This is a genomic window from Haliea sp. E17 (assembly GCF_048323675.1).
Taxonomy (GTDB): domain Bacteria; phylum Pseudomonadota; class Gammaproteobacteria; order Pseudomonadales; family Halieaceae; genus Mangrovimicrobium.
In genome coordinates this window covers 91,354-106,473 of the sequence record NZ_JBLWFK010000003.1, presented here as the reverse complement: position 1 = coordinate 106,473, position 15,120 = coordinate 91,354, and the positions used below count along the sequence as shown (strand labels likewise).

At 64.1% G+C, this 15,120-nt stretch carries 11 protein-coding genes; 7 read left to right on the top strand and 4 right to left on the bottom strand.

The window, feature by feature from the left end; all coding sequences use genetic code 11:
* Positions 1-72 precede the first annotated feature (72 nt).
* Both ACNKU3_RS09100 and ACNKU3_RS09095 read right to left on the bottom strand, forming a co-directional pair.
* Positions 73-1,167 carry an SDR family oxidoreductase gene (locus tag ACNKU3_RS09100; protein WP_418259133.1) on the bottom strand — a complete coding sequence of 365 codons (1,095 nt, stop codon included), beginning with the start codon at positions 1,165-1,167 and terminating at the stop codon, positions 73-75.
* A gap of 16 nt (positions 1,168-1,183) precedes the next feature.
* Positions 1,184-2,431: a cytochrome P450 gene (locus ACNKU3_RS09095; protein ID WP_418259132.1), complete on the bottom strand. Its 1,248-nt coding sequence runs from the start codon at positions 2,429-2,431 to the stop codon at positions 1,184-1,186.
* Between the two features lie 249 nt (positions 2,432-2,680).
* Here ACNKU3_RS09095 and ACNKU3_RS09090 point away from each other — a divergent pair, with 249 nt between their 5' ends.
* Entirely contained in the window at positions 2,681-3,445 is a 765-nt protein-coding gene (locus ACNKU3_RS09090) for an HpcH/HpaI aldolase family protein (RefSeq protein ID WP_418259131.1), read from the top strand.
* Positions 3,442-4,872 (top strand): FAD-binding oxidoreductase, encoded by a 1,431-nt coding sequence (locus ACNKU3_RS09085; protein WP_418259130.1) that lies wholly within the window; start codon positions 3,442-3,444, stop codon positions 4,870-4,872. The genes ACNKU3_RS09090 and ACNKU3_RS09085 overlap by 4 nt, the downstream gene beginning before the upstream one ends.
* On the opposite strand, the gene ACNKU3_RS09080 is transcribed toward ACNKU3_RS09085, so the two are convergent.
* Positions 4,869-5,750: an SMP-30/gluconolactonase/LRE family protein gene (locus ACNKU3_RS09080; RefSeq protein ID WP_418259129.1), complete on the bottom strand. Its 882-nt coding sequence runs from the start codon at positions 5,748-5,750 to the stop codon at positions 4,869-4,871. The genes ACNKU3_RS09085 and ACNKU3_RS09080 overlap by 4 nt on opposite strands.
* Before the next feature lie 220 nt (positions 5,751-5,970).
* Between ACNKU3_RS09080 and ACNKU3_RS09075 the strand changes: the two genes are divergently transcribed.
* From ACNKU3_RS09075 to ACNKU3_RS09060, 4 genes are all read left to right on the top strand, one after another.
* On the top strand, positions 5,971-7,368 hold the full coding sequence (locus tag ACNKU3_RS09075; protein WP_418259128.1) for an aromatic ring-hydroxylating oxygenase subunit alpha: 1,398 nt from the start codon (positions 5,971-5,973) through the stop codon (positions 7,366-7,368).
* 54 nt (positions 7,369-7,422) lie between these two features.
* Positions 7,423-9,096, top strand: coding sequence for an FAD-binding protein (locus ACNKU3_RS09070; RefSeq protein WP_418259127.1), 1,674 nt, complete (start codon positions 7,423-7,425; stop codon positions 9,094-9,096).
* 330 nt (positions 9,097-9,426) lie between these two features.
* Positions 9,427-11,634, top strand: a complete 2,208-nt coding sequence (locus tag ACNKU3_RS09065; RefSeq protein WP_418259125.1) for an acyl-CoA dehydrogenase — start codon at positions 9,427-9,429, stop codon at positions 11,632-11,634.
* 133 nt (positions 11,635-11,767) lie between these two features.
* Positions 11,768-13,060 (top strand): hypothetical protein, encoded by a 1,293-nt coding sequence (locus ACNKU3_RS09060; RefSeq protein WP_418259124.1) that lies wholly within the window; start codon positions 11,768-11,770, stop codon positions 13,058-13,060.
* A 566-nt stretch (positions 13,061-13,626) separates the two neighbouring features.
* Here the strand turns inward: ACNKU3_RS09060 and ACNKU3_RS09055 are convergent.
* A complete protein-coding gene (locus tag ACNKU3_RS09055; protein ID WP_418259123.1) occupies positions 13,627-14,472 on the bottom strand; it encodes an SDR family NAD(P)-dependent oxidoreductase in 846 nt (281 codons plus the stop codon).
* Between the two features lie 249 nt (positions 14,473-14,721).
* On the opposite strand from ACNKU3_RS09055, the gene ACNKU3_RS09050 reads away from it, so the two are divergent.
* Positions 14,722-15,117, top strand: a complete 396-nt coding sequence (locus ACNKU3_RS09050) for a limonene-1,2-epoxide hydrolase family protein (protein WP_418259122.1) — start codon at positions 14,722-14,724, stop codon at positions 15,115-15,117.
* Positions 15,118-15,120: the final 3 nt, after the last annotated feature.

The window sequence follows — 15,120 nt, the reverse complement described above, 5'->3', positions numbered from 1 at the left end:
CGGCACCCCGCTGTCCTGCTGCAGGCAGTCTGGCGCGCACAGCCTCAGCAGTGAGCGACGGATTACCAGGCTTCAGGGAATCAGTCGTCGTTCTCGCATGATCGCAATCCAGTTGCGCAGGGCAGCGTGGCTGTCGACGCACCCGGCAAAACCGGCCTGGCGCAGTTTGATGGTCGAGAGCAGGGTCGGGTAGCTGATTTCCCCGGCGTCCGCGCGCATCAGGATATCCGCGTAGTGGTGGCTTTGGCCGAGAAATCTCGCCAGCGGCAGCGGGCGCAGGTTTTCACGCCTGACGATGTGATCCCAGATATCGCTGCGGTCTTCCAGGTACTGTGAAAGGCGCATCGGTTCATCGGGTCCCAGTGGCACGCCGAGCGCCTCGGCCAGCGCCGGCCAGGCACTGCGCCAGGCGAACACGTCGCCATTGGTGAAATTGAAGACCTGGTTTCGCGCGCTGTCCGCGCCTGCCGCCCATTCGAAAGCTTGCGACAGGAGGCCGGCATCCACCAGTTCGGCAATCTGGATGGCGCCGCCGGGGTAGCTGAAGGGTTTGCCTTCCTCGCGGCGAATGGCGGCATAGGCGACCACTGGCAACAGCGGGTTCATGGCTGCGCCGGTTGCCGCGCCGATAATCACCTGGGGGCGAAAAATCGTCCAGTGGAAGGCGTGCTGTGTGGCTTTCTCCTGCAGGAAATCCTCCTGTAACCAGTAGAAATTCTCGTGCGGGTCGCGCGGGGCGTCCTCCCTTGCCGGCAGTGGCGGCGTATGGCCCACATGGGCGCCGTACGCCTTGGCGCCCTGCAGCAGGGCGACATGGCGGAGTCCCGGGGCGGATTCGCACAGGGGGTCGAGCAGGTTCGACAGCATGGCGAGATTGAGTTGCATCTGCTCCCGGTCCCGCCAGCCGGAGACCAGGCCGGGCTGTTCCGCGACCGCGGCGAAGATGACGTGGGTAACGGCTGCGAGCTGGCGGGTTGCCGCGGCGCAGGCCGGCGCATCCGTGAGGTCGAGTTGCAGGTGGTGGAAGCCGCCGTTTGCGGCAGGTTCCGGGGAGCGGCGTGAGATGCCGACGACATCCCAGCCCGGCGCGGCGGCAAAGTGATGGAGGGCGGCTTCACCGACCACGCCGGTGGCGCCGACCACCAGCATGGTATTGCCGCGTGTCATCGTCCGGGTGAGCGCTTCAGTGCGCCCCTTCGCCAATTACCACGGGCAGGACGTTCCAGGCGATCTGGAAGCTGGAGGGCGGCCGTAGGGCGTTTTCCATGTCAAAGCTGTAGTTGGGCACCCGGCGCAGGAACTCCTGCACCATGATCTTTACTTCCAGCTTGGCGATGTGTGCGCCGAGGCAGAAATGCACGCCGTGGCCGAAGGCGAGGTTGCGCTTGATCTCCCGGTCCCACTGGAACTGGTCCGGGTTGGGGAACTCGTTCTCGTCGCGCAGTGCGGAACCCACCAGGTAAAACAGCCGCTGTCCCGGCTTGATGTCCTGGCCGGCAATCGTCACCGGCTTGTGCGCGGTGCGCATGAACCACTGGGCGGGTGCGCAGAAACGCAGCATTTCCTCTACCGCGACCGGCACGTTGGTCTCGAGGTCCGCGCGCACAGCGTCCAGCTGCGCCGGGTTGTCGGCGAGCGCCTTCAGGCCCTGAGCGGTGACCTTGGGTACCGATTCGATACCGCCGATAAACGCGCACACCAGGTTCTGCGCGACCTGGGCGACACTGAGGGGGCGGCCGTTGTAGCGGTAATTGATCAGGCCGTCCACCATCGGCACGCTGCCGTCGGCGCCGGCGTCGAAGCGCGCCTGGATGTAGGGCATGTAATGCGCAATCGCCTGCTGGGCCACCGCGGCGGAGTCGAAGCCACCGAGTTCCGGGTCCGTGCGGGTGCCCGAGTTGACGATATCCAGGCAAAAGGCCGCTTCTTCTTTGGGCATGCCCAGCAGGTGCATCATGACATTGGACGACACGTAGCCGCCGAAGTCCCTGGTCAGGTTGAACGTGCCGGTGGGCAGCAATTCGTCCAGGCGCTCTTTGGCGCGCGCCCGCACGAAGTCGGCCAGCTTGCGCACCGTGCCCGGCATGATCGGCTTGATCTGGGCGTTGCGCACCTGGGCATAGGCGGGCATGCCGATTTTCTGCACCAGCGGGAAGGGATCGTCCGGCGGCAGTTCCGGCGCGCCATTGTTGTGCTGGCGCAGGGCCTTCGGCGTGGGCAGGGAGCCCTCGCTCTCCATCAGGGTATTGTCGGTGTCGTGGGCAAGCATCTCCACCACGTCGGCGAAACGGGAGATAAAAAACCCGTCGTACTTTTCCGAGTAATAAACCGGGTGGTCGCGGCGCAGCGTCTTATAATAGGGCTGCGGGTCAGCCATGACATCCGGAGAGAAAGGATCGTATTCGAAGGTCGGCTGGGCATTCTGGCTCATGAGTGCTTCCTCTCGGCATGCAACCGGGCGATTGATCCGAGTTTATTTCCGTTTGATTGTTAGCTAACATGTCGTCAGTTATTGGGGTTTAATCTACCCCAAACAACAGTTTAATGCCAGAGCAAAGAGAGCGGGCAGGGAATTGGCAAATGCGCGGGAGCAAGTGCCGGAATTACGCACCTTACCTTGCCCCTTTGCGGGGAAAGTAATCAGTGTTAAATAACAATCTATCAACTACTGGAGGCCCCCATGGCCACACTCCCCGAGCGGCTACAAGCCGGTGAAAGCGCCTTCGCCACCTGGATGGCCATTGCCAACAACATATCTGCCGAAATGATCGGTGCCGGCGGCTACGACTGCGCGGTGATCGATACCCAGCACGGCGGTCCCACCTGGGACAGCCTCGGGGGGCTGATCCAGGCCATGGACCTCAACCGCACGCCGTCGCTGGTGCGCGTCGGAGGCGTGGACCAGGTGCAGATCATGCGCGCGCTCGACCTCGGCGCCGCCGGGGTGGTGGTGCCCATGGTGTCGACCGTGGAGCAGGCGCAACACGCCGCCGAGGCCATGCGCTATCCGCCGGACGGTCTCCGCTCCTTCGGCAAGGTCCGCAATTACTACGGCAAGGAGGCGGTGCAGGCGCAGCCCCTGTGTTTCGTCATGATCGAGACCGCGGAGGGTATGCAGAACCTCGACGCCATCGCCGCGGTGGACGGCATCGACGGCCTGTTTGTCGGCCCGGTGGATCTCGGCCTCGGCCTGGGCCTCGGCCCGGTGCTGGAGATGCACGACGAGGTGTTGGCAGCCATCGGCAGGATTGCGCTGGCCTGCCGCCAGCACGGCAGGATCAGCGCCAGCGCCAGCCTCGGCAATGACTATACCCGCGCCCTGCTCGAACTCGGCGTACAACTGGTGGTGCAGGGCAGCGACCTCGGCTTCATCCGCCGCGGCATGGCCGAGGACGTGAAAAATTTCCGCGCCCTGGCCGCGAACAACAGTGGAGACGCTCAGTGAGCTCCGAAAACAACACGCAAATGCAGGCCGCGCTGGCGGCAGTGGTGGGCGCAAAATACGTGGTCGCCGGCGAATCGATCGACACCCGCTACCGGGTGGACCTGACGCAGAAATACGCCTCCAGCCCGGCGTTCCTGGTCAAACCCGCCACGACCGAAGAGGTTGCGGGGGTGGTCAGGATCGCCGCGGCGGCGCACACGCCGGTCACCGTGATCGGCGGCCAGACCGGCACCTGCGGAGCTGCGGTGCCCGCGGATGGCGGCATCGCGCTGTCGCTGGAGCGCATGAACCGCATCGTGGAGATCGACCATGGCGCCATGACCATGACTGTCGAGGCCGGCTGCATCCTGCAGGTCGCCCAGGAGGCCGCTGAGGCCGGGCAACTCATGCTGCCACTGGACCTTGGCGCGCGCGGTTCGGCGATGATCGGCGGAGTGATCGGCACCAACGCCGGCGGCAACCGGGTGCTGCGCTGGGGCATGATGCGCGACATGGTGATCGGCCTGGAAGCCGTGCTGGCCGACGGAACGGTGGTGTCCTCGCTCACCAAGATGCTCAAGGACAACGCTGGCTACAACTGGAAACACCTGCTGATCGGCAGCGAAGGCACCCTGGGTATCGTCACCCGCGCGGTGCTGCGGCTGCGGCCGCTGCCCACCACCTGCCAGACAGCCCTGCTGGCGATGGAAAACTTTGACGCCTGCATCGCGGTGCTGCGGGCGCTCGGCACCACGCTGTCCGGCCGGCTCTCCTCCTATGAGCTGATGTGGGAGGATTTTTACCAGCGCATGAGCGAATCCCAGGTGAATGGCGGCGCCCGCCCGCTGCCCCTGGGTTTTCCCTACTACGCGCTGGTGGAAGCCATGGGCGGCGACGAGGAGGGCGATGACGCCCAGTTCGAGCGTGCGCTGGCAATGTTGCTGGAAGAGGGTGTCGTCGCGGACGCGGTGATCGCCCAGTCGGAGCGCGAGCGCAAGGCGTTGTGGGATATCCGCGAGGAAATGCAGCACGGCCTGGCGCCGATGCGCCCCTTCCGCAGCTATGACGTGAGCATGGGGCAGACGGACATGCCCGCCTTTGTGGCAGCGGCGCGGCAGAACTTTGCCGACAGCTATCCCAATGTCGACGCGATATTTTATGGCCATGTCGGGGACGGCAACCTGCACGCCGTGGTGACCATTGGCGAAATGGATGCAAGCATCGCCGACACCCTCGACCTGTGCGTCTACCGTGCGGCACAGAGCGTTAACGGTTCCATTTCCGCGGAGCACGGGATCGGCGTGGGTCGCCTGGCCTACATCGACATGACCCGCAGCGCGGAAGAACTGGCCCTGATGCGCACCCTGAAAAAGGCGCTGGACCCGGACAATATCCTCAACCCGGGCAAGATGGTCGATCTCGCCGCGGGCTGCGCGCGGCCTTCCTAGTCCCTGAATTCGGGTTCCGGCAGGCCCCTGACACCGACGTCCAGCGCATAGACTCCGCCGTTGGCTTCGGCGTCGGGGCCGATTTTCAGCCGGGTCGTGGTGACATAGAGCGTGTTGAGACCGGCGCCGCCAAACGCGGCCTTGGTGGGGTTGGATACCGGGATCTTTACCACCCGGTCGAGGCTGCCGTCGGGCAGGTAGCGGCGCATGGCGCCGGCGCCTACTGCCGCCAGCCAGTAGCCCCCTTCCGCGTCGACCGTGGCGCCATCGACGAAACCCTCACCGTCCTGCAGGCGCAGGAATTCGCGGGGTTCTCCCAGTTCGCCGCTGGCCGGATCGAGGTCGCAGGCCATGGCGGTGCGTGTGGGTGCGTCCGCGTAGTACAGGACGGTGTTGTCCGGGCTGACCGCGAGGCCGTTGGCCACGCTGATCCCGGGCACTACCGGGGTCAGTACATCGCCGTCCAGGCGGAAGATAAAGCCGCCCTTGGCGTCGCGGTTGTCCGGCGTGAACTGGTGATCGTAGGCGCCGACCCAGAGCCGGCCCTGGCGGTCGACCAGTGTCTCGTGCAGGGATATGTGCGCCGGCAGCGGGGACGCGAGGCGCAGTTCAAGTGAACCGCTGAGCGGGTCGAAGTCGTATATGCCATGTGAGAGCACCACCAGCAGTCCGCCGGAGGCTTTCAGGGCGATGCCGCCGACGCGTTCCGGCATGTCCCAGCTGTCGTGGCGGTCTTCTCCCGGATACCAGCGGTGCACCTGCGGGGGTTGTTCGCAGTTGACCCAGTACAGCGCCTGCTCGCGCCCGGACCACAGCGGTGTTTCGCCGAGATGGTTGTCGGCGGCGAAGGCAGGTTCTGCGGGGTTTGTTATGGTCATGGGCGTTCCTGTGGGCAGCTGGGGGTTCGATTACAGACTTGTAACGGGCTTGGATTGACTCCCGGGAGCGTTAAATTAATAATAGATCGTCAGTTTTTCAAGTGGCGATTCCATATCCGGAGAGCGGTAAACCATCTGCCAACCGGTCAGGTCCGGGAGGGCTACTTTGCCAGCCCCCTTGTGAATCGCCGGCCAGAGCTATAAGACCGGAGGCCACGCCATGAGCCAGGATACCCGCAGCAAACTCGATTCGGTGCCGTTCCGTATCACCCACCCGGAACTGATCCCCACCCAACGCTATTACGACGAAGCCTTCTTCAAGCTCGAACAGGAGAAGCTATGGCCGCACGTCTGGCAGATGGCCTGCCGGCTCGAGGAAATTCCCGAGGTCGGCGATTACGTCGTCTACGAAATTCTCGACCGGTCGGTGATTGTCGTGCGCAGCAAGGAAGGCGTTAAGGCCTTCCACAACGCCTGTCGCCACCGCGGTGTAAAACTGGTCCACGGGCCCGGCACCTGCGGGGAAGCCGGCTTTGTCTGCCCCTTCCACGGCTGGCGTTTCAACACCGAGGGCGACTGCACCTTTGTCTTCGGCAAGCAGATATTCTCACCGGAACTGCTGGAAAAAACCGAGATCGACCTCGCCCCGGTACGCATCGATTTCTGGGCCGGTTGCGCCTTCATCAACTTCGACGACGCGGCCCCCGGCCTGCGCGAATGCCTTGGCCCGGTGGCCGAGCGGATGGAAGCCCGCAACGCCGACATGCTGCGCATGGAGTGGTGGTACGGGACCGTATTGCCGACCAACTGGAAACTGGCCCTGGAAGCCTTCCAGGAGGGTTACCATGTCATGCAGACCCATCCGCAATTGCACGAGCGCACCTACAAGGCGGGCCGCCAGTACGGTCCGGATGCAGAGGGCGTAATGCCGAATGAAGACATGGCGTCGCGCGACGTGGTCAACCTCACCGCGGATTTCCTCGGCCGCCTGAGCACCGGTATGGCCGGCATGGTGCATCACACCGAAGTTGCCGTGTTGGAGAAGCTGCGTGACATGGACGTGCCGGAGGACCCGGACATGGCCAACATGATGTTCTACGGCGCGGCCTATTCCGCGGTAACCGAGGACGCGAAGGCGCGCGGCGTGCCCATTTTCGACCTGATGCAGGTCGCCCAGTCGCAGGAGTTCCACGCGGTGGAATACATGTTCCCGCACTTCTTCCTGCTGCCGATGATGGGAGCGATGTCGTCCTACCGGATTCGTCCGCTGACTGCCGAAACCTGTTTCTTTGAAATCTGGTCGCTGGTGATTCCGCCCGAGGGCGAGGCCATGGACACGCCCACGGAACCGACCATCCTGCCCTATGATTCCCAGGATTTCCCCGAGATTCCCCGCCAGGACTACTCCAACCTGCCGATCCAGCAAACAGGCCTGCACAACCTCGAGTTCATGCGCCTGGGCAAGGGCGGCAACGGGCTCCCTGGAGAGGGCATGATCAGCAACTACCAGCGCCTGATCGACGGTTACCTCGCCGGCCTGGAGAGCGAGTCGCTGGCGAAAGCATCGCAGACCGTCAACAGCGGTTTCGATGCCACTGTTCTCGACATCGGGTTCTGAGTAGACTGCGGGTCCCTTCGCCGCACTCTTACATAACAACCGGGAAGCGCAAACATGAGTAACTTCGACGAGGTACGGGATTTCGTAGTGGTCGGCTGCGGCGGCGGTTCCATGTGCGCGGCGCTGGTCATGCGCGCTTCCGGCAAGGACGTGCTGATCCTTGAGAAAACCGGACTGGCGGGTGGTACCACCGCCCGCTCCGGCGGCGTCATGTGGATTCCCAACAACATGTTCATGCAGCGCGATGGTGTCGAGGACAGCCCGGAGCTGGCCGCCACCTATCTCGACAACGTTGTCGGCGACCACCCCGACCAGCCGGGCGCGACCCGTGAACGCCGGCTCACCTACATTCGCGAGGCGCCGCGCATGGTGGAATTCCTGGTCCGCCAGGACGTCAAGCTGGACCGCGTGGCCTATTGGCCGGACTACTACGACGACCGCCCCGGCGGCTCCGAGCGCGGACGTACCGTGGTCGCAAGGGTGTTCGACGCCAACCAGCTGGGCGACTGGGCCGACAAGCTCCGCCCCAGCTTCCTGCCCCTGGCGGGTCCGCTCGACCAGATGCTGCTCATCCCCAATTTCAAGCAGTCCTGGAAGTCGAAGCAGACCATGCTGAAGATCGGTATCTCCAATACCCTGTCCAAACTCATGGGCAGGCGGCCAGTGGCAGCGGGCGCCGCGCTGCAGGGCCGCATGTTACAGGCTGCCCTGCGTGCTGGCGTGGATATCCGCCTGAACACGGCGGTGGGACAGCTGATCGAGGAAAATGGCGCCATTACCGGCATCCTCACCGAAAAGGACGGCCAACCCTGGCGCATTGGCGCGCGCCTCGGTGTGCTGGTCAACGCCGGCGGCTTCTCCCGCAACCAGCGGATGCGCGACCAGTACCAGCCCGGCACCTCGGTAAAGTGGACCAACACCAACCCCGGTGATACCGGGGAGATGATCGAGGAAATGATGCGCCACGGCGCCGCCATCGCCCAGATGGATACCTTTGTCGGTTTCCAGACGACCCTGCCGCCAGGCAGCGAGGAACTGGACGTCAAACCGGGGGTACAGAACATGACCGCCGCGCCCCACTGCATTCTGGTGGACCAGAGCGGTGTGCGCTACATGAACGAGGGCGGCTCCTATATGGCCTACTGCCAGGGCATGCTCGATCGCAATAAAGAGGTTCCCGCGGTGCCCAGCTGGGCCATTTTCGACAGCCAGTACATGAAGAAATACATGTTGGCGGGCACCATGCCGGGCACGAAGAAACCCCTCAGCTGGACCACGGAGGGATATCTGATCAACGCCATGACGATCGATGGTCTCGCCGCGCAACTGGACATCGACCCCGCGGTGCTGAAAGGCACCATCGAGCGCTTCAACGGCTTTGTCGCCAACAACGATGACGCCGACTTCCAGCGCGGCGCCCGCGCCTACGACCGCTGGCTGGGTGACTTCACCCACAAGCCCTCGGAAACCCTTGGTACGATCGAGCGCGGGCCGTTCTACGCGGTGCAGGTGTTCCCGGGTGATGTCGGAACCTACGGTGGCGTGGTGACGGATACGCAAGCGCGGGTGCTGCGCGAGGACGGATCGGTGATTCCCGGTCTCTACGCCACGGGTGTTTCCACCGCATCCGTAATGGGCCGGACCTATCCGGGAGCCGGTTGCAGTGTCGGGCCTTCGTTTGTTTGGGGTTATGTTGCGGCGAATCATGCTTTGGGGCAGGGTGGTTGAATCCCGTCGAGGAATCCTGAAGATTGGGTGGTACTGGGGTGGGGCAGTACACCCCGTGCGCGGTGAAAGCCGAGGCTAGCTGGAACACTCAACCCTCGATCTCAGGGGTACACGCTCGGGATTTCTGCCTTGGCAGCATGTCGCTCGAAGACTTCCTGCTGGAACCGTGAGGCGACAGGACGTCGCCGGCCGAGCCTGCACAGGGATGTGCGCCTTTTGGCGTGTTCCAGCAGGAAGTCTTCGAGCGGCAGGCGGGCTACGTAGCTCCCAACGGACCCATCAAATTCACCAGAAACAGCTAACGAAAAGAAAATTGAGAGAGGAATAACCATGAACCTGAGCCTCCCCGAAGACAGCCTGATGGTGCGGGACATGTTCCAGCGCTTTTTCGAGGGTGAATCCACCTCCGAGCGCATCCGCGAAGCGGAGCCACTGGGCTTCGATCCCGCCCTGTGGCGCGAACTGGTGGCGCTCGACGCGCCCTGTATCCGCCTGTCCGAAGCCGCCGGTGGCAGTGGCATGGGCCTGTTCGACGCCTGCCTGATGATGGAACAGGCCGGTCGCCGGCTGGCTTCCGCGCCACTCGCCGAGTCCGTCGCGGCCATGCGCCTGGTCGGCGAAGTGGGCGGCAGTGCCGCGGCCGAGTGGATCGGGCGTATCGCCGACGGCGAGAGCATCCTGGTGCTCGCCCTGCACAAAGCCGAGGCCGGTGTCCGCCAGCTGGTGCCCGGTGGTGCCGTGGCGAAAGGGATCGTGACCTTTGACGGCAGCGAGCTGGCGATCGAGGAGCCGGCAGCGCCGCTGTCCTCCCCGGACTCGCTGGCCAGTAACGCGCTCGGCGTATTCCTGCCGGGCTGTGGGAGCCGTACCGTGATTGCAGAGGGCGACGCGGCCTTCCGCGCCTGGTCCGCCGCGGTCGAGGAATGGAAACTGTTGACCGCCTCCGCGCTGGTGGGGCTGGCCCAGGAGTCCCTCGCCATGGCCTCCGCGTATGCCAGTGAACGCCAGGCTTTCGGCTCGTTTATCGGCGCCTACCAGGGTATTGGCCACCCGCTGGCGGATGACGTGATCGATGCCGATGGCGCCCGCCTGCTGCTCTGGTGGACCCTGCGGCGGATTGCCGACGGTCGCGAGGATGCCGGCGCCTGTATTTCCCAGCTGTACTGGTGGGCCAACCGCACCGCGACCAATGCGGTGGCGCACGCGATCCACACCTATGGCGGCTACGGCCTGTCCAACGAATACGATATCCAGCTCTATCACCGCCGCGCCAAGGCCTGGGGCCTCGCGCTCGGCGACCCGGCAGACGAGTGCGCGCGCGCAGGGCGCCGGCAGGTTCTCGGCGAGCAGACCGTGCTGCCCGACGTCGGTGTGGTAGAAATCAATTTCGATCCGCCGGAGGGTGGCGAGGCGCTGGCGGCGGAAACCCGTGCGCTGTTCGACAGTATCATCGATCCGCAAAAGCACCTGCTGCACGACCACTCCTTTGAATCCCACGACTGGGAGGTGCACCGTGCGCTGGGTGAGGCCGGGCTGCTGTTCCCCAGCTGGCCCGAGGAGTGGGGCGGCCGCGGTGCCGATGCCGATTCCGCCCGCGCCAGCCGCGCCGTGTGGCGCGACGTGGGCTATACACCGCCCGCCGCCGGGGTGACCGGCATGATCGGCGAGGCGGTGATGCACTTCGGTTCCCAGGAACTGAAGGAGGAAGTCCTGTTGCGCTTTGCCCGCGGCGAGGTCACCGCCTGCCTGGGTTATACCGAACCGTCCTGTGGCTCCGATGTCTTCGCCGCCAAGACCCGCGCGGTGCGCGACGGCGACGACTGGGTGATCAACGGGCAGAAGATGTTCACCTCCGGCGCCAACCTCGCCAGCTATGTGTTCCTGCTCACCCGCACCGACCCCGACGTCCCCAAACACCGCGGCCTGACCATGTTCCTGGTGCCGCTGGACGATCCCGGTGTGGAGATCCACCCGGTCTACACCTTCATGGACGAGCGCACCAACGCCACCTTCTACTCGGACGTGCGGATTCCCGACCGCTACCGGGTGGGCGAGGTCAACGGCGGTGTGAAGGTCATGTCCTCCGCCCTCAGCCAGGAGCAGAGTGGCGGCGGTTACTACCGCAACATGCGCGAGATGGCCGCGGCGGTGGAAGCCTGGGCCCAGGGCCGCGAACGCAATGGGCGTCCGCTGCTGGAAGACCCCGGCACGCAGGCCCGCCTCGCTGAGGCCTACACCCGCTCCAACATCGCCGAGACCATGGAGGCGCGGGTGCTGGCCACCTGGCTTGCCGGCGAAACGGACCTCGCCTTTGGCCCGGCCTCGAAGATCTTCGTAACCGAGTCCTTCATCACCGTGTCAACCGACCTGATCGACCTCGCCGCGCCGGATTCACTGCTGCGCGGCAAGGAGGGCCTGGGCCTCGTCGAGATGGGCTACCGGCACTCCTCGGCGACCACGGTCTATGGCGGTTCCAGCGAAGTCCTGCGCAGCATGGTGGCGGAGCGCCGTCTCGGCCTGCCGCGCAGCCGGGGCTAGTCTCCAGCCGCATTCCCAGTTGAACCCGGCGGCCATGCGCAGTGGCCGCCGGTTCTCATCGGCCGGTTCACTGTTTATAGTGCCCCTTCGTTTTTCGGCGCAGTGCCGGCAGGACAGCAGAGGAGCAGGCAGTTTGGTAGCACCCATTGATTGGATTCGCGGCGACATGCTGGGGCTGGACCTGCCAGCGCATCCGCAATCCCTGGAGCAGGGCGGCCCTGATTTCCTGACCCGCGCCTTCCGCGCTGCCGGCGCCATCGCGGCGGACAACGCGGTCACCCACATCACTGAATTCCGCGACTGTCCCGGTGGCAGCACCGGTAAAAAGCTGTTTCTCGGTGTGGAGTACGCGCGCGACGAGCCCGGCCTGCACCGCCAGCTGTTCGTCAAGTTCTCCCGGGATTTCGATAGCGAGCGGCGCGACGCTGCGCGCATCCAGATGGAACTGGAAGTGCGCTTCGCACTGCTTTCCCGCGACCCGAACTTCCCCATTGCCGTGGCGAAATGTTATTTCTCCGATTTTCACGCGGAAACCGGCACCGGCATCCTGATCACCCAGCGCGCGGTGTTCGGCGAAAACGGCGTCGAACCCCACTACGGCAAATGCCTCGACTACCTGATGCCCGACCAGATCGGCCACTACCGGGCCATTATTCGCGCTCTGGGCCGCCTCGCCGGGACCCACAAGGCGGGCAAACTCTCCAGTGACGTCGAGCGCTACTTTCCCTTCGAACCGGAAAAACTCGATGTCAGCGCCCGCAACGCCTACAGCCCAGAGCAGATCGGCCGGCGCGTGGCGCGCTACGCGGAGTTCGCGAAGACCTACGCCCATCTCCTGCCGGCGCAGATCCGCGACGAGGCCTTTATCGCCCAGCTTGCGGACCAGGCGCCGCGCTTCCAGCAGATGCTGCCTGCCGTGCGCAAGGAGCTGATGTCCCACCCGGACCTGATCGCCCTGTGCCACTGGAACGCCAATATCGACAACGCCTGGTTCTGGCGCGATGAGGATGGCGCGGTGGAGTGCGGCCTGCTGGACTGGGGCAATGTCAGCCAGATGAACCTGGCCATGGCGCTCTGGGGCTGCCTCAGCGCGGCGGAAACCGACCTGTGGAATGCCCATCTCGACGAACTGCTGGCGATCTTTGTCGCCGAGTTCGAGTCTGCCGGTGGCCCGAAACTGGATGTCGAGTTGCTGCACCTGCACCTGGCGCTGTATATCGGCGAGATGGGGCTGGCCTGGATGCTTGATGCGCCGCCGCTGATCCTGTCGATGGTGCCGGACCTGGCGGAGGTGCAGGACCGCACTGATCCGCGGCTGGCCAACCGGGAGAGTGCGCGGAACCAACTGGTGATTATGAGTAACTTCCTGAATTTCTGGCGGGGTTACGATTATGGGCGGGTGCTGGAGTTTCTCACCACGAAGTAGGTGTCCAGTTTTACCTCCTCTGGACGGATGGGACTCCGTAGCCGGCCAAAGCTGCCTGTAGCCCTCGGCGGGACCGCCAAAAAGCGCACATCCATGTGCAGGCTCGGCCTCGGCCATCCATGGCCTCGGACGCCCCGCCAAGGTCTACAGGCATCTTTGTCCTTCTTGGGCACGAGCTCGATTGCTCAGAGACTTTTTCCTTAAAACAAAACTCTTGTGTTCCGCTTCTATGGCAGAGGACAAAATGGGCGGGGTGGGATCAACCTTTTGTTCCGAAGTACGTAAATATGATCGGGGCTTTCCCGCTCAATTACAGGTTCTTTTGGCGGAGTGGAAATCTGAATCGCGCTTCAACGGAGGGCTGGACACGGGATATGGGGTGCGGAAAACGTCCGAGGCCATGGATGGCCGAGGCCGAGCTGCCATGGATGGTGCTTTTGCGTTTTTCGGCACCCCATATCCCGTGTTCAGACAGGCACCGAAACTGCCGCTTTTCCGCCGTTCGAAACTAAGCCAAAAGCTCCGTAATCACCCTAATCCAGGGAAGAGACCACTCAGGGTACAGACTAGTCCCCCGCCTCAATCGCCCCCTGCCGCGCCGCCATAATCGCCGCCAGGTGGTTCACCCCGTCCCCCGCACTGTGCCCCCCATCGACATTCAGTTCCGTCCCCGTGACAAACCGCGAACGGTCGCTCGCCAGGTACACCGCCGCCTGGGCGATATCCTCCGGGCTGCCCAGCACCTTCAGTGGCTGGTTGGCGGTCATCGGCTCCACCAGGGCGTCCTTGATACGGGAAATCGTCGCCTCCGACATGCCCGGTTCCGGGAAGGGCGACATTTCAGTCATGATCTGTCCCGGGTTGATGCAGTTCACCCGCACCCCGTAGCTGCCGAAGTCGATGGCCGCGCACTTGGTGAAGTGGATGACCGCGGCCTTGGAGGCGCGGTAGGGGACCACGCCCCAGCCGGGGAGGGCGCCGCCCATCGAGGCGGTGTTGATGATGGAGCCGCCGCCGTGCTCCGCCATGTAGCGCGCGGCGACCTGGCAGCCGAGCATGACGCCGAGGACGTTGACCTCCATTACCCGCTGGAAATCCTTGAGTTCGTCGTCGACGAAGCGCAGGTAGGGTGCGCAGGAGATGCCGGCATTGTTGTACATCACGTCGAGACCGCCGAACTCGCGGTCGGCGGTGTCAACCAGTGCGCGCAGGTCGTCCGCGGAGGTGACGTCGGCGCGCTGGAAGCGCGCGGCGGGCCCGAGGCTGTTGGCGAGGGCCTGGCCGCCTGCGCTGTCGATGTCGGCGATGATGACGTTCGCGCCTTCGGCGACGAACAACTCCACGGTGGCGCGGCCGATGCCGCTGGCACCGCCGGTGATGATCGCTACTTTTCCTGCCAGTTCCTGGGACATTGACCAACCCTCGTTAATATTATGTGTCCGGTTTGAACGGATTGCCTCGCGCGAGGTATACCGCTCAAGGTCATTATGGGAAACTGGGTTTTGCATGGTCAAGTGATTGCAATTGACGGCGCAGGCGATCCGGCTGCTCCAGGCCGGCAGATTCGCGGGCTGCAGTCTGTCAGTGCTCCCGGGGACTGTGCTTACATTGGTGCAGCTGCAAGCAGCGATAAAACGACAATAACGCGACGAGGTACAAGGATGGCTACGGCAGTAGAAGTGGTGGAAGAATTTTTTATCCGGTTCAACCAGGGTAACGAGGGCATGTACGACGCGATCCGCGCGTACTTTTTCCCCGATACGGTCTGGGACAATGTCGGCCTGGCGACGACCACCGGTGTCGAGGAGGCGGTGGCGCTGGTCAGTCAGTTCCACGAGGACATGGGCATCGCCTCGGTCGAGGTGGAAATGCTGGCGATAGCGGCCGACGGCAACAAGGTGTTTACCGAGCGCATCGATCGTCTCTACAACGACGCCGGCGAGGAGCTGTCGGCGCCGCTGGTGGTCGGGGTGCTGGAGATTGAAGACGGGCGGATTCGCGCGTGGCGCGACTACTTCGATGTGCGGGAGGCCGAGCAGCTGAGCGCGGCGGAATAATCT

Bases quoted from the DNA above. Each gene is read 5' to 3' on its own strand.
- ACNKU3_RS09100 (WP_418259133.1), bottom strand. From the start codon at position 1,167: ATGACACGCGGCAATACCATGCTGGTGGTCGGCGCCACCGGCGTGGTC.
- ACNKU3_RS09095 (WP_418259132.1), bottom strand. From the start codon at position 2,431: ATGAGCCAGAATGCCCAGCCGACCTTCGAATACGATCCTTTCTCTCCG.
- ACNKU3_RS09090 (WP_418259131.1), top strand. From the start codon at position 2,681: ATGGCCACACTCCCCGAGCGGCTACAAGCCGGTGAAAGCGCCTTCGCC.
- ACNKU3_RS09080 (WP_418259129.1), bottom strand. From the start codon at position 5,750: ATGACCATAACAAACCCCGCAGAACCTGCCTTCGCCGCCGACAACCAT.
- ACNKU3_RS09075 (WP_418259128.1), top strand. From the start codon at position 5,971: ATGAGCCAGGATACCCGCAGCAAACTCGATTCGGTGCCGTTCCGTATC.
- ACNKU3_RS09070 (WP_418259127.1), top strand. From the start codon at position 7,423: ATGAGTAACTTCGACGAGGTACGGGATTTCGTAGTGGTCGGCTGCGGC.
- ACNKU3_RS09065 (WP_418259125.1), top strand. From the start codon at position 9,427: ATGAACCTGAGCCTCCCCGAAGACAGCCTGATGGTGCGGGACATGTTC.
- ACNKU3_RS09055 (WP_418259123.1), bottom strand. From the start codon at position 14,472: ATGTCCCAGGAACTGGCAGGAAAAGTAGCGATCATCACCGGCGGTGCC.
- ACNKU3_RS09050 (WP_418259122.1), top strand. From the start codon at position 14,722: ATGGCTACGGCAGTAGAAGTGGTGGAAGAATTTTTTATCCGGTTCAAC.